At 46.0% G+C, this 25,296-nt stretch carries 22 protein-coding genes; 5 read left to right on the forward strand and 17 right to left on the reverse strand.

Features of this window, described 5'->3' with window-relative positions:
* Positions 1 to 136 precede the first annotated feature (136 nt).
* From L5L94_RS01725 to L5L94_RS01755, 7 genes are all read right to left on the reverse strand, one after another.
* The gene (locus L5L94_RS01725) at positions 137 to 952 is read right to left on the reverse strand and encodes an ABC transporter permease subunit (RefSeq protein ID WP_105249905.1); all 816 of its coding nucleotides are present in this window, start codon (positions 950 to 952) and stop codon (positions 137 to 139) included.
* Positions 949 to 1,854 carry an ABC transporter permease subunit gene (locus tag L5L94_RS01730; protein ID WP_263142773.1) on the reverse strand — a complete coding sequence of 302 codons (906 nt, stop codon included), beginning with the start codon at positions 1,852 to 1,854 and terminating at the stop codon, positions 949 to 951. The genes L5L94_RS01725 and L5L94_RS01730 overlap by 4 nt, the downstream gene beginning before the upstream one ends.
* Positions 1,851 to 2,987, reverse strand: coding sequence for a polyamine ABC transporter ATP-binding protein (gene potA, locus L5L94_RS01735; protein WP_028760881.1), 1,137 nt, complete (start codon positions 2,985 to 2,987; stop codon positions 1,851 to 1,853). The genes L5L94_RS01730 and potA overlap by 4 nt, the downstream gene beginning before the upstream one ends.
* 177 nt (positions 2,988 to 3,164) lie before the next feature.
* Complete coding sequence (locus tag L5L94_RS01740; RefSeq protein WP_028760882.1) at positions 3,165 to 4,265, reverse strand: polyamine ABC transporter substrate-binding protein; 1,101 nt, start codon at positions 4,263 to 4,265, stop codon at positions 3,165 to 3,167.
* A gap of 599 nt (positions 4,266 to 4,864) precedes the next feature.
* Positions 4,865 to 6,220, reverse strand: coding sequence for a glutamine synthetase family protein (locus L5L94_RS01745; RefSeq protein ID WP_105249908.1), 1,356 nt, complete (start codon positions 6,218 to 6,220; stop codon positions 4,865 to 4,867).
* Between the two features lie 2 nt (positions 6,221 to 6,222).
* The gene (locus L5L94_RS01750; RefSeq protein WP_105249909.1) at positions 6,223 to 6,984 is read right to left on the reverse strand and encodes a gamma-glutamyl-gamma-aminobutyrate hydrolase family protein; all 762 of its coding nucleotides are present in this window, start codon (positions 6,982 to 6,984) and stop codon (positions 6,223 to 6,225) included.
* A gap of 713 nt (positions 6,985 to 7,697) precedes the next feature.
* Entirely contained in the window at positions 7,698 to 8,246 is a 549-nt protein-coding gene (locus L5L94_RS01755; RefSeq protein ID WP_028760885.1) for a cupin domain-containing protein, read from the reverse strand.
* A 236-nt stretch (positions 8,247 to 8,482) separates the two neighbouring features.
* Here L5L94_RS01755 and L5L94_RS01760 point away from each other — a divergent pair, with 236 nt between their 5' ends.
* Positions 8,483 to 9,790: an NAD(P)/FAD-dependent oxidoreductase gene (locus L5L94_RS01760; RefSeq protein WP_263160868.1), complete on the forward strand. Its 1,308-nt coding sequence runs from the start codon at positions 8,483 to 8,485 to the stop codon at positions 9,788 to 9,790.
* Here L5L94_RS01760 and L5L94_RS01765 read toward each other — a convergent pair.
* The 6 genes from L5L94_RS01765 to L5L94_RS01790 form a co-directional block, all read right to left on the reverse strand.
* Positions 9,774 to 10,280 carry a DUF2937 family protein gene (locus L5L94_RS01765; RefSeq protein ID WP_028760887.1) on the reverse strand — a complete coding sequence of 169 codons (507 nt, stop codon included), beginning with the start codon at positions 10,278 to 10,280 and terminating at the stop codon, positions 9,774 to 9,776. The genes L5L94_RS01760 and L5L94_RS01765 overlap by 17 nt on opposite strands.
* A 108-nt stretch (positions 10,281 to 10,388) precedes the next feature.
* The gene (locus L5L94_RS01770) at positions 10,389 to 11,246 is read right to left on the reverse strand and encodes a sulfurtransferase (RefSeq protein WP_263160870.1); all 858 of its coding nucleotides are present in this window, start codon (positions 11,244 to 11,246) and stop codon (positions 10,389 to 10,391) included.
* A 306-nt stretch (positions 11,247 to 11,552) separates the two neighbouring features.
* Positions 11,553 to 11,966, reverse strand: coding sequence for a septal ring lytic transglycosylase RlpA family protein (locus L5L94_RS01775; protein ID WP_131525451.1), 414 nt, complete (start codon positions 11,964 to 11,966; stop codon positions 11,553 to 11,555).
* Between the two features lie 261 nt (positions 11,967 to 12,227).
* Positions 12,228 to 12,623, reverse strand: coding sequence for a hypothetical protein (locus L5L94_RS01780; RefSeq protein ID WP_105249914.1), 396 nt, complete (start codon positions 12,621 to 12,623; stop codon positions 12,228 to 12,230).
* A 106-nt stretch (positions 12,624 to 12,729) separates the two neighbouring features.
* A complete protein-coding gene (locus L5L94_RS01785; protein ID WP_219234052.1) occupies positions 12,730 to 13,137 on the reverse strand; it encodes a hypothetical protein in 408 nt (135 codons plus the stop codon).
* Positions 13,138 to 13,570: 433 nt separating this feature from the next.
* A complete protein-coding gene (locus tag L5L94_RS01790) occupies positions 13,571 to 15,067 on the reverse strand; it encodes an aldehyde dehydrogenase (RefSeq protein WP_263160875.1) in 1,497 nt (498 codons plus the stop codon).
* 279 nt (positions 15,068 to 15,346) lie between these two features.
* Here L5L94_RS01790 and L5L94_RS01795 point away from each other — a divergent pair, with 279 nt between their 5' ends.
* The 4 genes from L5L94_RS01795 to L5L94_RS01810 all read left to right on the forward strand — a co-directional run bounded on the left by L5L94_RS01795 (position 15,347) and on the right by L5L94_RS01810 (position 19,573).
* A complete protein-coding gene (locus L5L94_RS01795) occupies positions 15,347 to 16,711 on the forward strand; it encodes an aspartate aminotransferase family protein (RefSeq protein WP_131525454.1) in 1,365 nt (454 codons plus the stop codon).
* 69 nt (positions 16,712 to 16,780) lie between these two features.
* Positions 16,781 to 18,271 (forward strand): CoA-acylating methylmalonate-semialdehyde dehydrogenase, encoded by a 1,491-nt coding sequence (locus L5L94_RS01800; protein ID WP_263160877.1) that lies wholly within the window; start codon positions 16,781 to 16,783, stop codon positions 18,269 to 18,271.
* Between the two features lie 30 nt (positions 18,272 to 18,301).
* The gene (locus L5L94_RS01805; protein WP_263160879.1) at positions 18,302 to 18,667 is read left to right on the forward strand and encodes a cupin domain-containing protein; all 366 of its coding nucleotides are present in this window, start codon (positions 18,302 to 18,304) and stop codon (positions 18,665 to 18,667) included.
* Between the two features lie 183 nt (positions 18,668 to 18,850).
* Positions 18,851 to 19,573: a TorF family putative porin gene (locus L5L94_RS01810; protein ID WP_263160881.1), complete on the forward strand. Its 723-nt coding sequence runs from the start codon at positions 18,851 to 18,853 to the stop codon at positions 19,571 to 19,573.
* 82 nt (positions 19,574 to 19,655) lie between these two features.
* On the opposite strand, the gene nagP is transcribed toward L5L94_RS01810, so the two are convergent.
* The 4 genes from nagP to nagB-II all read right to left on the reverse strand — a co-directional run bounded on the left by nagP (position 19,656) and on the right by nagB-II (position 25,281).
* The gene (gene nagP, locus L5L94_RS01815; protein ID WP_012196774.1) at positions 19,656 to 20,954 is read right to left on the reverse strand and encodes an N-acetylglucosamine MFS transporter NagP; all 1,299 of its coding nucleotides are present in this window, start codon (positions 20,952 to 20,954) and stop codon (positions 19,656 to 19,658) included.
* Between the two features lie 328 nt (positions 20,955 to 21,282).
* Positions 21,283 to 22,437: a transmembrane glucosamine N-acetyltransferase NagX gene (gene nagX / locus L5L94_RS01820; RefSeq protein WP_259523526.1), complete on the reverse strand. Its 1,155-nt coding sequence runs from the start codon at positions 22,435 to 22,437 to the stop codon at positions 21,283 to 21,285.
* Positions 22,438 to 22,922: 485 nt separating this feature from the next.
* The gene (gene nagA / locus L5L94_RS01825; RefSeq protein WP_263160884.1) at positions 22,923 to 24,092 is read right to left on the reverse strand and encodes an N-acetylglucosamine-6-phosphate deacetylase; all 1,170 of its coding nucleotides are present in this window, start codon (positions 24,090 to 24,092) and stop codon (positions 22,923 to 22,925) included.
* Positions 24,093 to 24,282: 190 nt separating this feature from the next.
* On the reverse strand, positions 24,283 to 25,281 hold the full coding sequence (gene nagB-II / locus L5L94_RS01830) for a glucosamine-6-phosphate deaminase NagB-II (protein WP_263160886.1): 999 nt from the start codon (positions 25,279 to 25,281) through the stop codon (positions 24,283 to 24,285).
* Positions 25,282 to 25,296: the final 15 nt, after the last annotated feature.

Here is a 25,296-nt window from a genome sequence, read left to right on the forward strand (position 1 = left end):
TATTTTTAGCTCAGTGATTCAATTCTGGTGATCTTGAGTAACAGGACTAGCCTGCAAAGCAAAGCGGGTGATGGGAGCGGTGACAAATATCAAGGATGGCTTTAGCAATACCAAAGCCATCCCCAAATTAAACTAACTAGTTCATTGGTGTACGGTCGCGTTTCTCTGCCCGTCTTGCCATATACCAAGAAAGGAAAGCGATGAGTGAAACACACAGTATGATCAGCGTCGCTAAGGCATTGATCTTAGGAGAAACCCCTAAACGTACCGAAGAGAACACCACCATAGGCAAGGTCGTTGCACCAGGGCCTGAGGCAAAACTTGCGATCACTAAATCGTCTAAGGACAAACTGAATGACAACAACCAACCCGCCACCAGCGCCGGCGAAATCATAGGCACAGTGATCAAGAAGAAAGTCTTGAGCGGTGTTGCCCCTAAGTCCATTGCCGCCTCTTCGATTGACATATCAAGCTCGCGCAATCTTGAAGACACCACCACCGCCACATAGGCAGCACAAAATGTTGAGTGTGCAATCCACACTGTCATCATGCCACGCTCTCTGGGCCAGCCCAACAAATCTGCCATGTGCACAAACAGTAAAAGCAAAGACAGACCAGTGATCACTTCAGGCATTACCAGCGGTGCAGTAATCATGTTCGACAGGGTCAGTTTTGCCCATGAACGCTTAAAGCGTGTCATCACAAAGGCTGCCATAGTACCGATAATGACCGCCATAGTTGAGCTATAAAACGCTATCCGCAGGCTGGTCCATACCGCATCTAAAATCTGTTGATCTTGAAATAATTCACCATACCATTTAGGGGAAAATCCTCCCCATACCGTCACTAATTTAGAGTCGTTAAAGGAATAAATCACCAGCACTAACATAGGTGCATACAAGAAAAACAAGCCAAACCAGAGCATCACTGAAGAAAAGCTTAATTTTTTCATAGGTCTTTCTCCAAACTACGCGCCTGATAGCGATGGAATAAAGTGATCGGAATAATCAATAGACCCAACATCACAATCGCCAGTGACGAAGCCACAGGCCAGTCGCGGTTATTGAAAAACTCTTGCCATAACACTCGACCTATCATCAAGGAATCGGGACCACCGAGTAGCTCTGGGATCACAAACTCACCCACGGCAGGAATAAACACCAGCATAGAACCAGCAATCACACCACTTTTTGACAGCGGGAAAGTAATTTTCCAGAAGGTATTCAAACGGCTCGAACCTAAGTCAGACGCAGCTTCAATCAAACTCATATCAAGTTTCACTAAGGTGGCGTACAAGGGCAGAATCATAAAGGGTAAATACGCATAGATGATGCCGATATACACTGCAATATTGGTATTGAGGATCTGTAACGGCTCAGAAATAATCCCCAACCACATCAGTGAATTGTTAATGATCCCTGTGTTACTTAAGATCCCCATCCAAGCGTAAACACGGATTAAAAATGAGGTCCAAGAAGGCAACATAACTAACAGCAGCAGCACGGTTTGCAACCGCGCAGGGGCACGGGCAATGGCATAGGCCATTGGGTAGCCAATAATCAAGCAGCCCAAGGTCGAAATTAACGCCATTTTCAATGAGCTGAGATAAGCCATGTAATATAGCGAATCATCGAGCAACATCAAATAGTTACCCAAATGCAGGAAGATATTTAATACATCGTCAGCATATTGGAATGTTGCTTCATAGGGCGGGATAGCAATCGCCGCCGTCGAAAAACTCAGTTTAAGGACAATCGCAAACGGTAAGGCAAAAAACAGCAGCAGCCAAGCGTAGGGAATACCTATGGTCCAGAAGCGGCCCTTAAGCCACTTAAATTTAATGGGTTTCTTCATGATCTCAACACCACGCCACTGGTGTCCTCCCAACTAATGAACACTTCGTCATCCCATGTGGCATGATCGGCGCGGCGTTCACGGTTAGTCATACTGCACTGTACGATTTGACCATTCTCTAAACGAATGTAATAGACTGAAATACCGCCTAAATACGCGATATCATGCACGATTCCTTTCGCCCAGTTGTACTGACCTTCAGGCTGTTCACGGCTAATAATGGTCTTTTCGGGACGCACTGCTAGCCAAACATTCTTATCTTCAACGTTAGTCGTGACGCCATAACCGACATAGAAAGGTTGAGCCAAATCATTAGATTTAATGATCAGATGGTCGACTTCATCCACTTCAATCGCGCCACCAAACAAATTCACAGTACCGATAAACTCGGCAATCATACGACTGTTCGGGCTTTCGTAAATATCCATTGGCGAGCCAGTTTGAGCAATCCAACCATCACTCATGATCGAAATTCGACCAGCCATTGTCATGGCTTCTTCCTGATCGTGGGTCACCATCACGCAGGTCACGCCGACACGCTCAAGGATTTCAACCACTTCTAGCTGCATTTGGGTACGCAGTTTTTTATCCAATGCGCCCATAGGCTCATCGAGCAGTAATAATTTAGGTCGTTTCGCCAATGAACGGGCCAGTGCAACACGCTGGCGCTGACCACCAGATAACTGATGCGGTTTACGCTTACCGTATTGCTCCATATGCACGAGTTTCAGCATATCTTGCACACGCTGTTCAATTTCGGCTTTAGGCAGCTTGTCTTGCTTCAAACCAAATGCAATGTTTTGTGCCACTGTCATGTGGGGAAACAAAGCATAGGATTGAAACATCATATTGATGGGACGTTCGTATGGCGGTAAATCGGTGATATCTTCCCCATCAAGGAAAATACGGCCAGAGGTGGGCTTTTCAAAACCCGCCAACATGCGCAGTAGTGTTGACTTACCCGAGCCCGAGCCGCCAAGTAAGGCAAAAATTTCGCCTTTATTGATAGTTAATGACACATCGTCGACAGCCCGCACGTCATCGAATAATTTGCTTACCCGCTCAATCTTGAGCAGTACTTTTTCTTGCGTCTTTGTTGTCGGTTTATTGGTGACGCTCGAGGTGATTGCCATAGTACTTCTCCACCCGAAAATGAGGCGTAGATACGCTCAAACTCTAGGTTCAACACGATTAATGAATGAAAAGTGGTTAAACAAACTGTGTCAAATCCTATACGTGGATTAACTATGCATAGGATTGGACATAGAAGTTTGCCAAGCTGGGGGCAAGCTAGGCTTGCCCCCTATCGACTATTGTCCTGACTTCACTTTGGTCCAAACACGGGTTAATACGCGCTGAATTTTCAAAGGACGAATTTCACCAATATAAAGTTTGTCTAACACTTCTTGTGGTGGATAGATCGCAGGGTCGGTACGGATAGCCTCATCAACCAGAGGTTGAGCGGGATCGTTCGGGTTAGCATAGGCCACATAGTTAGAGATAGGCGCTATGACTTCTGGACGTAGAAAATAGTTAATCAGCGTGAGTGCATTATCGACGTTCGTTGAATCAGCAGGGATAGCTAACATATCGAACCACAGATTGGCACCTTCTTTTGGAATGGAGTAGCCAATCTTATTGCCATTTTTTGCTTCTTCAGCACGGGCCTTCGCCTGGAATACGTCACCGGAGAAACCGTAAGCGACACAGATGTCACCGTTCGCTAAGTCAGAAATATAACGTGAAGAATGGAAATACGTCACATAAGGACGAATTTTTTCCAGTAACTCACCCGCTTTTTCATAGTCTTCAGCCTTAGTACTGTTAGGATCTAAGCCTAAATAAATCATCGCCTGTGGCACCATGTCGTCGGCAGAGTCCAACATAGCAAAGCCACACTTAGAAATTTTTTCAGCGTATTTAGGATTGAAGATCAGTTCCATTGAGTTAAATGGCGCATCTTCCCCCACAGCGGCTTTCACTTTATCGATGTTGTAACCAATGCCATTGGTTCCCCATAAATAAGGCACGGCATATTGGTTACCCGGATCGGCTTTTTCAAGCAACTTCATCAGGGCTGGATTTAAATTTTTAAAATTAGGTAACTTAGCACGGTCTAAAGGTTTGAAAGCACCCGCTTTGATTTGCTTAGCGAGAAAGTGGTTAGAAGGTACAACGATATCGTAGCCACTACGACCAGACAGTAATTTAGCCTCAAGCACTTCATTACTATCAAATACATCGTAAATTACCCTAATGCTCGTTTCTTTCTTGAAGTTTTCTAAGGTATCTTCCGCGATATAATCTGACCAGTTATACACGCGAACCACTTCTTCCGCTTGGGCCACTGCGCTTGCAAATACGCTCGCAGTCACCAGCGCTAATGTGGTCATCTTATTAAATAGCTTCATGCTTTCTCCTTTCTCGGGTAGCAGAACTGCTTAAGCAAATTCTGACATTGTGTCACCGGGCTGCCCGGATATTGTTGTTATTTTCGACCAATGCAACACCTTAAAAACCGCATCGGCAGTCTCTACGGCATGATAACCATGCCTACTTTATATCTTGCTGCAATTTGTTAAGTATCAGGTTTCGTGCCAAATTTTCGAGGCATCGGTATTGCATTAACACTCAAAAAAATAGACTAGATATGACACTGCTTGTACATTTTGCAACATTAAGGCAAATGCCTCAAGTCCCTAAGCAATCGCAAAAAAACACTTAGATAAACACATTTTAAATATGACTAACAATTAGTTAGTAACGCTAGCAAGCGAACAACCTAAAATTGTTAAGCCTATTTTACTTCCCTTGCAGACAAGCAATGGAATTGAATAATCACTTTAACGGACAAGCCATTAAAAACCATCATATTATTTAACAAGCGAGTTGCACCAGTTAAGTGCAACCTCACTAAAACAGTGCACGCATCAGTATCGTTATGGCCAACGTTAACCCCTTATTCCTTGGGTTAACGCGGCAACACGGTCAGTGCAATCAATCCAAAACATTACACAGTGAGTAATAGGAATTCACGTTCCCATGAGCTGACAACACGGCGGAAGTTTTCAAGTTCAGCCTGTTTTACCGCCACAAATCCAGTGGTGAAGGATTCGCCTAAATATTGCTTACAGGCATCACTTTCTTCCATCGCCGCTAATGCTTCCTCTAATGTCAGTGGTAAACAATGGGTATTATTGCTACGACTTTCATTGGCTTTACCTTGCACAGGAGTCGAAGGTTTTAGCGACTCAACCATGCCGATATAGCCACACAACAAGCTCGCGGCAATCGCCAAATAACAGTTAGCATCGGCGCCGGGAATGCGGTTTTCAATGCGACGGTTTTGTGGTGAAGATTCTGGAATGCGTAAACCACAGGTACGGTTTTCATCGCCCCATTCTAAGTTTACAGGTGCCGAAGTGCCGGGGAGGAAACGACGAAACGAGTTCGCATTTGGCGCCATCAGTGGCAGTAACTCAGGAATGAATTTTTGTAGACCTGCAATATATCCCAAGAATAGCTTGCTCTTAGTCCCATCTTCATTGGTGAAAATATTCTTGCCAGTCTCTTTATTGATCACGCTTTGATGAATATGCATCGCACTGCCAGGTTCATCCGTCACGGGTTTTGCCATAAAAGTGGCGCACACATCGTGCTTCAGCGCGGCTTCCCGTAAAGTGCGTTTAAAGATAAACACTTGATCAGCTAAAGATAATGCGTTGCCATGGCTGAAGTTAATCTCCATCTGTGCGGGACCATCTTCATGGATTAAAGTATCGATATCTAAACCTTGAAGCTCACACCAATCGTACATATCTTCAAACATAGGATCATATTCGTTGGCAGCATCAATAGAGAATGACTGGCGACCCGCTTCGGGGCGACCTGAACGACCAATTGGAGGCTTTAAGGGTAAATCGTGGTCGTCACTACGACGAGTCAAATAGAACTCCATTTCGGGAGCGATAACAGGTTCCCAGCCCTGTTCGTCATAGAGAGACAAGACTTTTTTCAACACGTTACGTGGTGACAGCTCAATCGGATTACCCATTCTGTCGTAGCAATCGTGGATAACCTGTGCCGTGGCTTCGATGGTCCAAGGCAACATAAAAACGGCATTTTCATCGGGTACACAAACAAAATCGATGTCGGCGGGATCGAGCAAACTGTAGTAAATCTCTTCGTCGACAAAATCACCGGTCACAGTTTGCAACAACACACTTTCGGGCAAACGCATGCCTTTTTCATCGAGAAACTTATCGACTGGAGCAATCTTGCCGCGGGCGATGCCAGTCATGTCACTGATAACACATTCGACTTCTGTGATTTTTCGTTCTTTTAAAAAAGCGATTAGCTTATTCATTATTATTTCACTCGAGTTGTAGCCCTACGTCGGCATGCATCACCGAAGGCATTGAAAATGGAGAGATAAAACGGATTCTCGCTCACCTTCCACTCTGGATGCCATTGCACACCGAGGGCAAATTCTTTAGTACCAATTACGGAGAAAGCCTCCACTAACCCATCTGGAGCATAAGCTTCTGGCCGCAACCCAACACCCAGGCGCTCCACGCCTTGAGTATGTACAGAGTTAATCTCTGCAGAGTTACGGCCCCAGGCCTCGTAAATAAGCCCCCCGGGCTCAACAGTAATACTGTGAGAAGCCCCATACTGCACATCTAAGGATGCGGTTTTATCTTCTCGATGTTCAATAAAGCCACCCACCTCATGGAGCTTCTGATGCAAACTGCCACCAAAAGCCACATTCATTTCTTGAAAACCGCGACAAATACCTAATACAGGTACCCCAGCAGCAATAGCAGCGTGGATCAGCGGCAAGGTTGTCGCGTCACGTTTAGGATCATGGTGTGTACCAAGCTCACTCGGCTGGCCTGCATAAAGATGGGGTTCTACATTAGAAGGAGAGCCAGTAAACAAAATACCGTCAAGACGCTCTAAAATAGCGTCTATCGGTAAATCGCCACCTAAAGATGGGATCACTAACGGCCAGCCTTTCGCGCCATTAACTACGCCTAAAAGGTATTTTTCACCAACAATATTAAAGGGGTGTGATCCCAATTGTTGATTGCATGCAATAACACCTATGAGAGGTAAATCGGCTGACATATCTCACCTTTAGAATTGATTTTACTAGCATAACGAACACTTTGCCTTTAAATGTTCATTTTTTCACACAGTACACCGAAATTTAGCACTAGGCAAGAGGTTAAACACTTGTTAAAGGTTATTTAATCCACTTATTCTTAATAAGCATAAATAACATGTAGTTAAATGTATATTTACCCCTTTTCTCGCTAATTCATGTATATAAACCAGCGGTTACACCAGCATAAAGCTCACTTTTTACAGGGTAAATTAAACCGTATTCGAACCAAATTTGAACCAATATTATTTACACAAAGAAGAGGATATATAACCAATATGACAGGGTTAGAAAGTAGGTAATACCAATCGTATTAAATATCTGTTCATTCAGCGGGAGTTCAACGCGCTTTAGACAAGGCGAAGGCTTGAAGGCATAGTGGTGCTCTGTCGAAAGCCTTAAACGCAGTATAAAGCGCGTTGCCATGTAGTGAACATCAGCCGCCCTTCGGGAGCCTCACAGGCATCCCACTCCCGTGTTGCATTGACTTAAAAGGGAATGACCATTTCTGCGTCAATGCGCCTTGGATTGAAATGCCTGTGAGGCTCTGAACTGATTAGATATTTAATGTGATTGGTATAAATCCGCAGTAATGTTGAATAACAGTATTACGCCACTCACTTTTAGCGAATAAGTGGCCTAATATGTTGAATAATAGGATAAGTTAATGACTTAATTAGAAGTTTGCAGGCGTAGTCGCACTCACTAGGCGACAAGGTTCATCGAAGGGATTGCGGAATCTATGGGGCAATTCACTGTTAAAATAATAACTGTCACCCGCTTCCAAAATATACACTTCATCCCCAACAGTGAGTTCGAATTTACCTTCTATCACCATAGCGGCCTCTTCACCTTCGTGCTTTAGCATCTCTTCACCCGTATCTGAACCGGGTGGATAAATCTCATTCATCACTGACATTGCGCGGTTCGGGTAATCACGACCGATCAGTTTAAATTCAAGTGGTCCAGTACCGATATTCAGTAATTCATTGGATCGATAGACGACCTTTTGCTCACTATCCGTTGAGGCTTCAATGGAGAAAAAGTCCACTAAAGACATCGGGATACCCGACAGCACTTTTTTTAAAGAGCTGACTGACGGGCTAACACTGTTTTTCTCGATCATTGAAATCGTACTGTTAGTCACACCAGCACGTTTGGCTAATTCTCGTTGAGATAAGCCTTTCATTTTTCGAACAGTTTTGAGGCTGGCTCCAATATCCAAATTTCACATCCCCCTAAAGGCTCGGGTCAATCCCGATAGATGACGAACAGGTTGTTCAGGATAAACACCATCCAGAACGCATTTTCGCCCAAAAAGCGCGTGTTTTACTGCTTTCATTGTATTCTACATAAAAAGCGTGTTAAATAAAACGAACACTTTTTTGCGTCATGTTAAAAGTGTGATGAGTATACTGAGACAAGTCCAATTTACAATAAAAACAATTTTTGGGAGCCATAATGGCAAGCAAACCTCCAGTGCACAGCGAACAGTATCCACACTCTTATTATGTTGATACTGCTAAAGAAATTTACGCTTACCCACAACTCGAAGGCAATATCAATGCCGATGTCTGTATCGTGGGCGGCGGCTTTAGCGGTATCAATACCGCCATAGAACTCACACAGCGCGGTATGAGTGTCGTGCTGTTAGAAGCGAGGCGAATTGGCTGGGGCGCATCGGGGCGTAATGGCGGCGAACTCATTCGCGGCATAGGCCATGACCCTTCGCAATTTCAAAGTGAAATCGGCACTGAAGGTGTTCAAGCAATTCAACAGATGGGCTTTGAAGCCGTCGAAATTGTGCGAAATCGCATACAAGAACACAGTATCGACTGCGATCTGCAAATGGGTTATTGCGACTTAGCGGTAAAACCTCGTCACATGGATGAGCTTGAAGAAGAATTTAGCGCACTCAAGGCCATGGGTTATCAGCAAGAAATCAAGCTGTTAACTAAGCCACAATTAGGTGAAGTCATAGGCTCAGATTTTTATCAAGGCGCGCTAGTTGATATGGGTAGCGGTCATCTACACCCACTTAATCTTGCCCTCGGTGAAGCTCGCGTCGCCCGCAATCTCGGTGCTAGGTTGTTTGAGTACAGCGCTGCTGAAAAAATCATTCAAGGCGCCAAACCTAAGGTCATTACCGCTAAGGGCGAAGTCACATGCCAATACTTAGTGCTGGCGGGCAATGCCTATATCGGCCACAAACTTAATAGCTTTGTAGGGGGGAAAGTATTACCTGCAGGCAGTTATTTATTGGCAACAGAGCCCTTAACTGAGGCCCAATGCGCGAGTATTATCCCGCAAAACATGGCCTTCGCGGATATGCGAATTGCCTTAGATTACTTTCACTTATCCGCAGATCGTCGTTTGCTGTTTGGTGGCCTTTGTACCTATTCGGGTAAAGATCCCAAGGATATTGAAGCGGCACTGAGACCGAATCTTGAGAAGGTATTCCCGCAGTTAAAAGGGGTACGTATCGATTATGAATGGGGCGGTATGATAGGTATCGGTGCTAACCGTATGCCACAAATTGGTCGCCTTCCCGATGCAAATAATATTTTTTACGCCCAAGCCTATGCGGGACACGGCGTGAATGCCACTCACATGGCGGCAAAACTGCTTGCCGAGGCTATTTGCCAACAGGCGGGACATTTCGATGTGTTCGCTAAAATCAAACACATCACCTTCCCCGGCGGCCCAACATTCCGCTCACCTATACTCGCTGCAGGCATGCTGTATCACAGATTTAAGGACTTGTTTTAAGTCGCTTGTTACGCCTTGCCCACAGGATAAAAGGGATAGACCCAAGATAATGCACGACTAAAGCCACCAAGACGCCAAAGCCAATACCACTAGAAGTTAAAGGTATCCCTGGCTTAAAGTTACTGATGGTTTTCTCAAGATAATCAAAGCGAACAGGGTTAAACATATAGGCAGTTTTCTCAAACAAATTGCCCGTATTAAAAATCGCCACGCCCTGTGTTAACGCTTTATAAAGCGCCAGTGTCTGTACCTTTTGCTCAGCGTCGGCACGCACACTTGGCTCCTCATTTTGCTGGTGGCGGGCAATCATGGCATCAACATCAGCGTAATGATATTCCTTAGCCGTTGCCTCGTAACCTTCCACCTGCCATCGAGTGGATTCATAAAGGCCTGATAAAAATTGCTGATAATGATCAGCCAGTTGTGGTAACTGTAAGGCAATCACTAAAATAAATCCAAATACCAACTTATCGATCAATCTCGCTATCAAAGGTTTCTCCTTGGCATTTAGCCAAACGACGTAGAAGTCACATGATGTTCAACAAAAACCACGCTAACTTAATTAATCTACAGCACTAATTTCAATGGTGATACTCAATTAACACTCTATCGGCAGATCGTTACGGCTGCCCCAATCCGCCCATGAACCGTCATAGAGGATGGGATTTTTATGCCCCGCGGCGACCGAAGCTAAGATCAAAATACACGCCGTAATCCCGGAACCACAGCTGAATATCCTTGCGGATTTATCCCCTGCTAGCCCTTGATAAATAGACTGTAGCTCACTGACCGTTTTGATTTTATTACCATCGAGTACTTGAGCGAAGGGTAAATTAACCGAGCAAGGAATATGCCCAGAGCGCACACCGGGGCGCGGCTCACTCACTTGCCCTAAAAAGCGAGGCGCACCACGGGCATCGACAATCGCCGTTCCGGCATCTTCAATTCGTGATAACACGGCCTCGGCATCCATCACAAGCTCGGGGTGGTATTGCAGCACATCCGCCAAAGTATCGATATCCGTCGGGCCATAATCGACGCCTTCGGCTTGATAACGCGATGAGGTAATGCGGTCTTCTTCAATCCATTGAGGCAAGCCACCATCAAGCACATAGACTCGATTAAAGCCCATGACTTTAAAGGTCCACCACGCCCGTGGAGATGAATAAATGCCTTGGTTATCATAGATAACAATAACACTGTCGACCTCAATCCCAAGTTGGGCTATCCCTTGGATGAATTGCTCAAACGTCGGCAAGGCATGAATTTGGGTTGAAGTCTTATCGCAAAACACATTTTCCAAGTCGAATCGACGTGAGCGCGGAATACAAATAGGCTCATCGTAAACTAAGGGTTCTTTACCAATAACGGTTTCCATACTGGCATCGAGCAAGACTAAATTGGGATCGGTGAGATGTGCTTCGAGCCACTGCGTACTAACAAGTGGGTATTCCATAGCGAGTCCTTTTACTGTTATCCAAATCTGCCGATAGTCTCTCACCAAATGCCGTAAAGCCCAAATATCAGCTTAACAAATTGTCTGCTTTGGGATTTTATTTAAAAGCGCCGACTCGGTTTTATGCGCTCAATTATTAGTGCATTCAATCATTAGATTGCAGCGAAGCCGTGTTTTGAAGAGAGTGCTTTCAAACTGCTCATTTTTAATGATGCCGCTTTCAAAACGATCCTGTCGATATGGCCGTGTTCGAGATAGCCGTTTTCGCAAAAGTCCGTTTCGAGACAACTATTTTCAAAATAGCCGCTATTTAATGACTTCTATTTTCACGTCAATCAAGCCAGAAGAAGTGTTGCCTATGCTACTGAACGCCGATTTAGACAGATCAATAATGCGGCCACGCACGAAAGGCCCTCTATCATTGATTTTTACAATCACACTTTTGCCATTATCGACATTGGTGACCTTAACACTCGAGCCAAAGGGTAACTTTTTATGCGCTGCTGTCTTTAATTTATGTTTGTAAAGTTCACCGCTGGCCGTCTGCTTATTCTGATGTTTATCCCCATAAAATGAAGCCTGACCAGCTTCCGTGAATCCCACCCAGTTTCCATTCTCACCCGTCTGCATTGAAGAACAGCCGGCCAAAAAGCTTAGCAATGCCAGTACAAATAGTTTCACGACATTGAACTGCCTAATTGGGTTTTGAAGTGCATTCACATGACACCCTCTCTAATGAGTGAACGCTTTGCTGACGAGTGATTGGCTCAGCAAAAATCACTGGGAAATAACGAACAACCTTAGATGGCAAAGCTCAAGACCTGCATCCTAAAAGATCAAAATAAGAAACAATAAATTTCCACGAGGCTACAGCAGTTGCACGCTAAAATCACGTATTTACAGGTGAATGCTCTTACTTTGAGATAAAATATGCAGTCATAACGAGGCGTTGTTTCCTAATTTAGATCGGTAAACAAAGCCCTAACGAGTTAACACTTCATGGATAATCTCAAATTTGGGTTCTTTACCACTTGGCCATGTAGGTTTCTTTATGGGGTTTTCAAAGGTGGTCAGCCAAATATCAAGATCACTGGAACCAGACAAACAACCCATAAACGCAAAATACATTCCACTATTTATCATGTGACGGGCAAACTGAATAGCGTCTTCAAGAGTGCCCTCTTCCCAGTTATGTGTGAACGTTTCATCATCCCATACCCATTTAATGGGGACTCCACTTTCATCACAAGCGAAGAACCTTACATTTCGATAACCTTTACTTGCTGTTTTTAGAGAATTTATAAAACTTTCTCTGGTGTTATCGAATCTTTTTTTAAACTCTTCAATATCTAGATCTTTGCTAATAAAGTTCTTCATACTTGCCCTAGAGGTAAATACTACCAACGGTATGACATAACCACACACAAAAAATTCTATCCAATGAGCCCAGTGACTGATGTCGTTTAGCTCTGTTAGAAGCTAATTATGCCAAAGATTGGTATTCATTGCTGCCATTATGAAACAACCTAATTTCGATACTTTTTATTTCTTTTTTAGAGGAAATCAATTGCTCCACCAACCAAATATAACCGATTTCATATAGCTTATTTTGTAGGGAGAACAAATCATCTTCTGGCATATTGTCTATATCAACATTCAATAATTGATACCAATTAAAGGCTTTAAATTCTGAAACATCCTCAAACTCACATACTGCGGTTAAAAGCCATGCGCCATTCATCATAGAGGCTATATCGACAAAAAAATCGCAATATGCCTCACCTTGATTCTTACAAGAAATCGCATATTCCCTAACAAGTTCCATAAAATCAGATTTGTAACTATCGAGAGCTTTACTGACGATTGCCCCAAACTCTTCTACGTTGTTCATACTTGCCTTCTTATTCAATGATCTAAGCACCCTATAATATCACAAATAACTTACAACACTTTTCACACTATGCCACTACACTATGACTAAATGCATTAATGGTAATGTTTGAAAGCCACAAATTTATAAGCGATAACTTACGATATTTATGAAGCAGATAAGAATGGAAGTAAATTGAGATATTAATGGGAGTGTTTAAAGTCAATATTCTATCGAGTATGAGTGAGCAACAATATAATGAATCAAGACTGTAACATCTTATCCACAGCAGCAGATACAGATTTTACAAGTAAAATATGGCTTAGAAAAAATGGGGACACCTTGAGCTACAAAAAATAAAAAACCTCTTTCCATGTACGATGAAAAGAGGTTTTAGTATTGAGCGAAAGCGGCTCCTTCTCTTATATAGACAAATATAGACAAAAAAGAGCGGTTATAACACGATCCAAGTCGCTTTCAATTCTGTGTATTTGTCGAAGGAGTGCAGAGATTTATCTCGGCCATTACCTGACTGTTTATAGCCACCGAATGGCGCTGTCATGTCGCCGCCATCGTAATGGTTGATCCATACCATACCAGAACGCAGGGCTTTAGCGGTTTTATGGGCCTTGCTGATATCCGATGTCCACACGCCAGCGGCTAAACCGTAGATGGTATCGTTGGCTATTGATATCGCTTCTTCCATGCCATTAAATTCAATAACAGATAACACAGGACCGAAGATCTCTTCGCTGGCAATTTTCATCTGATTGTTTACGTTAGAAAATACCGTTGGCTGCACATACACACCACCCGTGTCGGCCATAACTTGGCAGCCACCGTGGACTAAGGTTGCACCTTCGTCTTTACCCGCTTTGATGTAACTGAGTACTGTGTCTAACTGTTGTTTATCAACAACGGCGCCGCTCACAGTGGCGGGATCGAGTGGATGCCCTGGATGCCATGAGGCTAGCTCCTCTGCGATAAGCGCGATAAGCTCATCTTTAACCCCGGACTCCACCAGCAAACGCGAACCTGCGGTGCAAACTTCACCTTGGTTAAAAGCAATGGCTTCGGCAGCAGCAACAGCAGCGGCTTTGAGATCTGGCGCGTCATTAAAGACGATATTAGGGCTCTTGCCTCCCGCCTCTAGCCACACGCGTTTCATGTTCGACTCACCAGCGTAAATCATTAATTGCTTGGCAATTTTGGTGGAACCTGTGAAAACCAGCGTATCCACATCCATATGCAACGCTAAGGCTTTACCCACAGTATGACCAAATCCTGGCAACACGTTGAGTACGCCTTTTGGGATCCCAGCTTCAATAGCCAGTTGCGCCATACGGATAGCCGTTAAGGGTGACTTTTCAGAGGGTTTTAATACTACACTATTACCCGTGGCCAGCGCGGGCCCGAGCTTCCAACACGCCATCAGCATTGGGAAGTTCCACGGAACAATCGCGGCGACAACCCCCACAGGCTCACGGGTGATCATGCCAATTTCATTGTGAGCCGTTGGCGCGAGTTCATCGTAAATTTTATCAATCGCTTCGCCAGACCAGCGAATCGCACGGGCAGCACCCGCCACATCCACCGCTTTGGAGAAACGAATTGGTTTACCCATGTCGAGGGTTTCTAACAGCGCGAGTTCATTGGCATTTTCCTCCAGTAACTCGGCGAAACGTATCATCACTTGTTTGCGCTTTACCGGAGACTGCTGCGACCAAACACCAGACTCGAATACGCTGCGGCCATTAGCAACCGCAAGATTAGCATCTGCAAGATCGCAACTCGCCACTTTTACCAACAAGCGACCATCAATAGGACTAATACAATCAAAGGTGTTACCCGAAACGGCATCTTGGTATTCGCCATTGATAAACGCCTTACCATTAATAGACAGGCTGGCAGCCAGACTTTCCCATTCGCTGCGTTTCTTCGGTGTGCTCATGATGACCTCTTAATAATTCGTATAGGTGTGGTTTATCGTTCATCGACAAGAAAATAGGGGCTGTGACGACTTTAACGCAAATGCTAAACATCATCACAGTCATAATCCGAGCTTCAGGTTACGCTGTTTAAGCAATAAAATTCAATATTTTTTACAAAAATAGCTTTTTTGCCACAAATAACTGCACACGGCTCTTCCATGTTCATTATTTCTAACATAGCATAGCAAATATTAGCCACCCTAAAACAAGACCTGAAGATACAGGACAAGGTAGACACTATGGCCGATTTGCCGCTCAATTCCTCAAGTGATGCTTCACATCAATCTTCAACTGAGCATCCCTCACTTGAACATTTCTGGATGCCTTTTACCGCTAACCGCCAATTCAAAGCCAGTCCGCGGTTACTCGCCAAGGCCGAAGGCATGTATTACAAGGATATTGATGGTAATAAAGTGTTAGATGCCACCGCAGGTTTATGGTGTTGTAACGCAGGCCATGGTCGCAAGGAAATCAGCGAAGCGGTCAGCAAACAAATTAAACAGATGGACTACGCGCCCTCCTTCCAAATGGGTCATCCGATTGCCTTTGAACTTGCCGAGCGCTTAGTCGAGCTCAGTCCTGAGGGATTAAACAAAGTCTTCTTTACTAACTCAGGTTCTGAGTCCGTCGATACTGCGCTTAAGATGGCACTTTGCTATCACAGAGCCAATGGTCAAGCCTCACGCACCCGCTTTATCGGCCGAGAAATGGGTTACCACGGTGTAGGTTTTGGCGGCATCTCTGTCGGTGGATTAAGCAATAACCGCAAAGCATTTAGTGGCCAATTATTGCAAGGCGTCGATCACTTACCTCATACCTTAGATATCCAAAATGCGGCATTTACCCGTGGACTCTCGCACTTTGGCGCTGAAAAAGCCGAAGTATTAGAACAACTAGTGACCCTGCATGGCGCCGAGAATATTGCCGCCGTAATCGTTGAACCTATGTCGGGTTCTGCAGGGGTAATATTGCCGCCACAAGGTTACTTAAAACGTCTGCGTGAAATCACTAAAAAGCACGGCATCCTACTGATTTTTGACGAAGTCATTACCGCATTTGGCCGCGTTGGCGCCGCTTTTGCGAGTCAACGTTGGGGCGTTATTCCAGACATTATCACCACAGCTAAAGCCATCAATAACGGCGCCATCCCTATGGGTGCAGTGTTTGTGCAAGATTTTATCCACGACACTTGTATGCAAGGCCCCACAGAACTGATTGAGTTTTTCCACGGTTACACCTATTCAGGTCATCCAGTCGCAGCAGCAGCCGCACTTGCCACACTATCGATTTATGAGCATGAGCAATTATTCGAACGTAGTTTTGAGCTTGAGCGCTACTTTGAAGACGCAGTGCACAGCCTCAAAGGGTTGCCGAATGTGATTGATATCCGCAACACAGGCTTAGTGGCGGGGATTCAATTCTCCCCTAACGCTCAAGGCGCGGGTAAGCGGGGTTACGGCGTGTTTGAACACTGCTTCCGCCACGGCACTTTAGTACGAGCCACGGGCGACATCATTGCCATGTCACCGCCACTGATTGTCGATAAACGCGAGATTGACCAAATGGTTAATAGCCTAAGCGATGCCATTAACGCCGTTGGATAATAGCACCAGCGGTTCGTTCCACTCTCACATTTAACACCCCGCTGCGGCGGGGAACTTCAAAGGTTAACTATGCTCAAGATCACTCACTTTGTTAATGGTCAGCACACCCCTGCCAGTACCAGAACCCAAGATATTTTTGAACCTGCCACGGGTGAGCTACGTGGCCAAGTCTCACTGGCAAGCGGAACCGAAGTCGGCGAAGCCATCGCGATCGCTAAAACCGCCTTTGAAACCTGGTCGCAAGTCACGCCGCTCAACCGTGCTCGAGTGCTTTTTAAATTCAAAGCCTTAGTCGAGCAACACCTAGATGAAATGGCGCAGCTTATCACCCGTGAGCACGGCAAAGTGATCGACGATGCTAAGGGCGAGTTGATCCGTGGTCTCGAAGTGGTCGAATTTGCCTGTGGTATTCCGCACTTGCTTAAAGGTGAACACACCCAGCAAGTCGGTGGCGGCGTCGATTCTTGGTCAGTTAATCAAGCTTTAGGTGTTGTCGTAGGCATAGCACCCTTTAACTTCCCCGTGATGGTTCCCATGTGGATGTTCCCAATCGCGATTGCCTGCGGTAACACCTTTATTATGAAACCCTCGGAAAAAGACCCAAGCTCGGTGATGCGGATTGCCGAGCTGCTTAAAGAAGCGGGTCTTCCCGATGGCGTGTTTAACGTGATTAACGGCGACAAAGAAGCCGTCGATACCTTACTCACCCATAAAGATGTGCAAGCGGTGAGCTTTGTAGGCTCAACGCCGATTGCCGAATACATCTACAGCACAGCCTCTAAACATGGCAAACGCGTGCAAGCCTTAGGCGGCGCGAAAAACCATATGTTACTCATGCCAGATGCAGATTTAGATCAAGCTGTTAGCGCCTTAATGGGTGCCGCTTACGGCAGTGCTGGTGAGCGTTGTATGGCAATTTCAGTCGTACTCGCGGTAGGCGATGTGGGCGACGCGTTAGTGGAAAAACTGCTACCGCAAATCCAAACCTTAAAAGTCGGCAACGGCCTGACGCCAGAGATGGAAATGGGTCCGCTGATCTCAAAACAACACCTTGCCAAGGTCACCCAATATGTTGAAGCCGGTGTGCAAGAAGGTGCAGTGCTGCTGGTCGATGGCCGTAAACTGAGTGTTGAAGAAAATCCACAGGGCTATTTCCTCGGCGCCTGTTTGTTCGACCATGTCACGCCAGATATGAGCATCTACCGCGAAGAAATCTTTGGCCCAGTGCTGGCGATTGTGCGCGTGAAAGATTACCCGACGGCGCTTGAGCTGATTAACCAACACGAATTTGGCAATGGCACGGCGATTTTCACCCAAAGTGGTGAAGCGGCGCGGCATTTCTGCCACCACGTGCAAGTCGGTATGGTTGGGGTGAATGTGCCGATCCCGGTACCAATGGCGTTCCACAGTTTTGGCGGTTGGAAGCGTTCACTGTTTGGGCCGCTGCATATGCATGGCCCCGATGGCGTGCGTTTTTATACTAAGCGTAAGGCAATTACTGCCCGCTGGCCGGTGGGTAAACAGACTCAAGCCGAGTTTGTGATGCCAACGATGAAATAGCCGAATGTCAGCTCAACAAGGAAATCGCAAATGACTGTGAGTATCAACGCCATTATTCGCTTTGCTACGGCGCAAACACCCGTCGAAACCTACCAGTTACCGACGGAAAAGTTGTTAGCTGGCAATCCAACTCAAGGGCTAGAGAATCATTATTCTAGCCCTTGTGATCAATTTCACAGTGGAATTTGGCAAAGTGAATCAGGCGCTTGGAAAATAAACTACACTGAATACGAGTACTGCGAAATCCTCGAAGGGATGAGTGTTATCACAGATCTTCAAGGTCAATCGCAGACTTTCACTGTGGGTGACAGGTTTATCATACCCGCGGGTTTTCAAGGTACTTGGGAAGTCGTGGAGCCCTGCCGCAAGGTTTACGTCATTTTCGAACAAAAGTGAGATCAACGAGGCTGATGTTAGCCTCAAAAAAGCTAAGTTATCTTAGCAATAACTCGCCATGAGGTCACAGCAACGGGTTTTCCTAGGCTGTTATTTGGCAAACCAACGGATGCTCTGGCGCGATTGAATAACCATGGTCGCCAGTAACACGTCCGAGTCAACAAAGAAAATGGGAGAAATACCGTGCATAATAATCTGAAAAAAAAACGGCTGGTACAGCTTGTCGGACTCGCGCTAACCACGACCCTATTCTCCGGCATTGCCGCCGCCGAAGTGACAGGGGAAATTAGTCTTACTAACGACTATCGTTTTCGCGGCGTATCACAAACCGCTGGCGATCCTGCCCTGCAAGGCGGTATTGATTGGAGCTTCGACTCAGGTTTCTCTGTCGGCGCTTGGGCAAGTAACGTGGATTTTGATGAGCCAGGTTATAACGGCCCAGCGATCGAATACGATTTCTATGTCGCCTATGGTGGTGAGATCAACGAAGATCTGACCTACGACATCACCCTTAACCGTTATAACTACTCAGGCGAGAGTGATATAGGTTATTTCGAAGTGATTACGGGTATGGAATTTAAGGGCTTTCGCCTAGCCTATTGGTTTACCAATGATTACGGTGGTACTGACTTAGATTATCACTATGGAGAACTAAACTACTCCTACGAATTTGTCGAGAATTGGAGCCTAGATTTGCACTACGGCTATAACGTGGGTGATGCCTTAGATGATGGAGAAGGCTTCGATAGCTATTCAGATTACTCCATTGGTGTATCGACTGAACTGTCAGGCTTTGGACTTTCATTAGCTTGGTTGGGCACAGATCTCAGCGGTGACCAAAAGGTCTCTGATGGCGCATTCAAAAACTCAGATACCGTGCTTGCGAGCGTAAGTTACGCGTTCTAATTTCGCCTTAGCTTGGTCCAACTAAGACACAAAAAAGCCCTCATCATCGAGGGCTTCTTTTTAGCTATTCAAGCTGACTGGTCTACCAACTACGCATCTTATGGCCTTTCACCGCGTAGAACAGGATGAACAGATAACAGGGCAACATCACAATATAACCGCCCTGCATGCCCATATCAGTCGCCGAGCTCATTAAGCCCCAAGACACTGGACCAAAGGCGCCACCAGCAATCCCCATGATGAGGAGCGCTGAACCCGTGCTGGTCAATTTGCCCATACCAGACAAGGCTAGCGGCCATACTGCAGGCCAAACGATCGCATTGGCTAAACCAAGGAAGGCAATCATCAACAGGGTGTCAGGTAGCGCGACACCACCAAAAGGCACTAACACAACATTCGCGATAGCGTAGGAGTTATTGTCGCCGAACAAAATACCGCATGTCAGTAATAAACCTAAAATGGCCGACACCATCAAAGCCTTATGCTGTGAAATAAAGCGAGGAATTAACAGGATACCAAGCGTGTAACCTAGCACCATACACACCATGGTATAGGAGGTCATCACCCCGTAATGTTCAACCCCGAGTGATAACGCAAAAGTGCCGATAGTGTCACCGGCGATCACTTCCACCGCCACATAAAAAAACAGCGCCAACACGCCAAAAGCTAAGTTAGGGTGAGACAGCGCCGCTTTAAGTTGCCCTTTATCGGTATTTTCAACGGCTTCATCTTCATTGGATAATTCTGGTAATGGGGATTTTTTTACCGCTAACGCCAAAATGCCGATAAAAATCGCCATGCCTAAATACGGCAATACTAAACCGTCAGCCATTTCATCAATTTGAATTTGAGTCAGCTCAGTACCGATACGGTCTTTAAAGCTGTCTAAAATCAGTGCAGAGAACACCACAGGCGCAATCACACCCGCACCTTTGTTCAAAATGCCCATCACGCTCACACGGGCAGCGGCGGATTCTTCAGGGCCTAAACGCACCACATAAGGGTTAACCGCAGTTTGTAATAGGGTTTGGCCTGTGCCCATCACTAATTGGGCCAATAGGAACAAGGCAAATATTTGGGTTTCCGCGGCGGGGATAAACAGTAAACCCGCCAGCATCATCACGCCCATGCCGATCGCCATGCCATTCTTATAACCGACTTTGCGAATAAGCCAGGCGGATGGCAAGGCAGTAAAAGTCACTGCGATATAGAAAGAAAACAGGATCAACGACGCTTGAAAGGGATTGAGTTGCAATATTTGTTTCAAATACGGCATCAAAGACCCATTCAACCAAGTGGCGAATCCGAGGATGAAAAAGAGAGCGGCCACTATGGCCATGGGGAGAAAGCTGCTTTTTTGCTGGCTTTTATCGAGTGTCATTTCCATAAACCTGCTTCTTATAGTAATTAATTATTGAGGTGATAACGGGGTTTAAATTAATGCCTAAGTTCCCGAATATCCGTATCGCGACTCGTCCGCAATGGCTAATGTTATCATCCAAACGCACCATTGTTTCAGTGATGTTAAAACAAATAACACAAAAAGACAACGCTGTCATTTAATAAATTCTCGCGAATATTCCCTCGTAATCATCAATTGGCCGATAGCTAAGTTGTAAGTAAGTGATGACTCACATCCAGCAAATAATGTAAAAAAAGCCGCAGACACTGAGTGTGTGCGGCTTATCTCAAGCGATTAAGCGAACTGACTAAATCCTGACAAAAATATTGCGGCGATACATCCAATATAAAACCAGCCACTGCACCGCGAGCAAGCTGACAACCGCAGCTAACGCTTGAGCGCTTTCAGGCAAGGCCAGCACTAAGCCGCCAAACACGCTTTGAGCGATATATTTCCAATCCACTAAGCTCGACGCTAAGTAAATAATGATGGCGTTCGTGCCTATCACCACGAAGAAAAATGCGGATTTTTGCCACTTAAGCACATCGACTAAGGCATAGAATACCGCCAGCAGTATCATGCTCCAGCCCGACGTCACCAGCACAAATGAACTGGTCCACAGCTCTTTATTGACCGGAATAACAAGATCTAACAGCCAACCTAAGGCTAAGAAAATGCCACCCGCAGCGGCGAGCAATCCCACTTTAGCCCACTCACCTTTAGGATGGGATTTAACAATAAAGTGACCGACAAACACACCCGTTAACGCATTGACTATGGAGGGAATAGTCGACAGTAACCCCTCTGGATCGGGCGTGCGTCCCTGATAGCTCACGCCGGGTAATAAAATCGAATCGACATAGGCATTGATGGATTCCGTTGGCGAGAGCACGCCGGCCTGTCCACCAGGGAAAGGCAACCAAAGTTGCATTGCGCCATAACCAAGCAAAATGCCCAAGGCGACGATAATTTGGGTTCGTAGACTCGTGTGCCACACCAATAATGCGGCAAAAAACCATGCAAAGGCGATTCGACCTAACACACTGGCATAGCGAATTTTTTCAGGATCGGCAGGCGCGCCAGTTCCCCAACCGTGATTGTATAAAATGCCTAGTAACAGCAATAAAAAGAGTCGTTTAATCCCGTGACGATACACAGGTAATCGCTCCTTCATAGGTAATTTATCTAAACGTTTAGGGGATAAACCTAAGGCCACACCAGAGAGGAAAATAAACAGCGGAAAAATCAAATCGTAGAAGTGAAAACCATGCCATTGGCTATGGTGCATTTGTTCATCGCCCCATTGCCAGCCTGCCCAGCCCGTTAGAATAAGCAAGCCACCAAACAAAGCCTCACCGCCCAAAATCCAAAACATATCGAAGCCGCGCAGTGCATCCAGCGACATCAACCTAGGTTTATTCACCTTTACTGGCGCAATTGCATTTGTCTGTGTCGTCCCCATGCCATCATCCTTTATTATTGTTATTAAAAGCTTTTATAAAAGTTGAGCAAAACTAATACTGTACAAAACTAATACTGTTTAAAATTAGTGCTGTACAATAAAAAAACTTAGCCCCTGTCATCAAAATACGACAAGGGCTATACCCAAGCGACCTGAAGATACGAGTTTCAGAGCGCCTAGGGTGCTTCAATTCAAGGCGCATCAATGAAAGAATGTCGGCCACCTTTTGAATTGATGCAACACGGAAGTGGAGCGCCCTAGGCACTCCGTCTCGGCAGGTTTTAACGCACTTTATACTGCGTTGGTTATTTTTAACTTAGTCCACTAGGTCTGCAAATAACCGCAATCGCCATGGATGGCGTGAATGCCATTTATGCAGGAGCAATAAATGGCATTGCCTAAAGTGCGTTAAATTCCCGCTGAATCCTGCATTTTCAGGTAGTTTGGGTATAGATGTTAAAAATCACCTAAACTGCAAAAGCGATTTAAGGGTGTGCCCCTATTGCCTGGCCCGCATAAATCGGCCCTGAATAGACTGCCCGTCCCGCAATGTAGTTTGCCTGCACTTTGTTATGTGCATCGAGCAAGACAAAATCAGCCCTATGTCCCACTGCTAAACGGCCAGCTTTATGCTCAATCCCGAGGAACTGTGCGGGATATAACGCCGCCATTCTCAAGGCTTCCGCCAAAGGTAAACCTAACAAGTTCACCGTATTATTGACCGCAGTCGCCATATCGAGCACACAACCCGCCAGCTCACCTGTCACGGCATTTAATCTATCGCCGACTCTTAACACTCGAGTACCAAAAAGCTCGAAGCTAGTCTCATCCTCCATACCAACTGGCGGCATAGCATCGGTGACTAACATCATTTTGCCTCTAGGTTTTGCCCGTAGTGCGACCTTTGCCGCCGCGGGATGCACATGGTGACCATCGACAATCAAACCACACCAAGCGGTTTCACTCTCAATCGCCGCGCCAACCATGCCTGGCTCACGGGAGCCCAGAGGAGACATTGCATTATAAAGGTGGGTAAAGCCCGTCGCGCCTGCCGCTAATGCCGCAACCACAGTATCGTAGTCGGCATTAGAATGACCCAAACACACCTTAACGCCCGAGGCGACAAGCGTGCGGATCACCTCTGGTGACACATTCTCAGGCGCAAGCGTGACCACTTTAATCCCCAGATCTTGACGACAAAATACGGCGAGTTCCGCATCGGTGATTTCGCGAATAAAGCCCTGTGGATGCACACCTTTTTTAGGCACAGATAAATGTGGCCCTTCAAAATGCACTCCTAAAACACCAGCGCTACCTTTGACTAAAGCCTCGGCCACTGCATCGGCCGCATTGGCCATCACGCTGACATCATCGGTGATAAGCGTAGGTAAAAATCCTGTCGTGCCAAAACGCGCATGGGCACGGCCGATAGTTTCAATGCAATTAACACTCGGATCGGCATTGAATAACGCCCCGCCGCCACCGTTCACTTGTACATCGATAAAACCAGGCACCAGCGTTCCGGCTTGGCGGATTTCCTTCGCGCCAACAACCGTATCAAACGCCAGAATGTGCCCGTCTTCAACAGTTACAGGCACATCTTGATGGAAATATTCACCATCAAAAATACGCCCGGCGATCAAGGTGATTTTCATCGCAAACCTCTTTCAATAAATAACACGAGTGACTTAAGTCTTAAATTAAGTTCACTGCGAGGGCTTAGCTGCACGAGCTTAGCTGAACAGGTTTAATCGTGCAGCTGCTTAATCGTGCAGCTAAAAGTCCGCTAAATCTAATCCGCAGCACCTAAACCTCTTAAACTTTGGCCACTTAAAGCTCGGCGGCTTAGAGCGTTTGGGTCACTTTTTTAAGACCTGCCGGTTGATCGGGATCGATACCGCGGGCAATCGCAACCGCAGCCACATCGATATAGAAACGTTGTAATAACGCTAACGGAGCAACACGAGGGTGAATGTCCGTCGAGGTTTGATTCAGATGCACTAAATCGGCGCCGCGTTGGCTCACGTTTTCAATTTGTTCAATATGGCTAGCGTAAGATTCATCGCCAATACACACATCGACGATAGTAAGTTTTTTCTCAACTAAAGTGACAGGGCCGTGGAGGAACTCGGCGCTGCTGAACGCTTCGGCATGGATTGAACACACTTCTTTTAGCTTAAGCGCGATTTCCTTGGATACCGCATAACCTAAACCACGGCCGAGTACGACTAAGTTCTTCACGTCGGCAACGGATTCTGGCGTGAGCTGCGGCTCAGCGTCCACCGCCGTTTGCAGCGCTTGGGGTAAAGACGCTACAGCGCTAGCGAGCGATTCGCTTTGAGTCCAAGCGGCGGCGAGTTGTAAAATCGCCGACAAGGTCGCGAGGTAACTCTTAGTTGCGGCAACGGCTTTTTCTTCGCCGGCACGTAAAGGCACAACGACATCGACGATATCTTTAATCGGTGCACTTTCATCATTCACTAAGGCAACACAGAAAGCACCAGCATTTTTTGCCATACGCGCCTGCGCCAAAATATCAGGGCTACGGCCAGATTGTGAAATCACAATCACTAGCGCGCCTTCGAGTTTCAAAGTTTTACCATACACACTCGCCACTGAAGGCGCGGCGGCGAAGGTTGGTACACCCGCTTCAATTTCAAATAAGTATTTAGCGAACACTCCCGCATGATCCGATGAGCCGCGACCTACTATCATCACAAAACGAGGGGCGAAGGCGCGCAGTTCCTCACCTAACTGCTGCATGATGTCAGCGTTAGCTTCTAATTGACCCGCAATTTTTTGCGGTGCAGTGCGAGCTTCTTGTTCCATAATAGTGTTTGTCATGTCTTTTACCTTCAC

The sequence above is a fragment of the Shewanella sp. SM21 genome, from assembly GCF_025654335.1.
Taxonomy (GTDB): Bacteria; Pseudomonadota; Gammaproteobacteria; order Enterobacterales; family Shewanellaceae; genus Shewanella; species Shewanella oncorhynchi.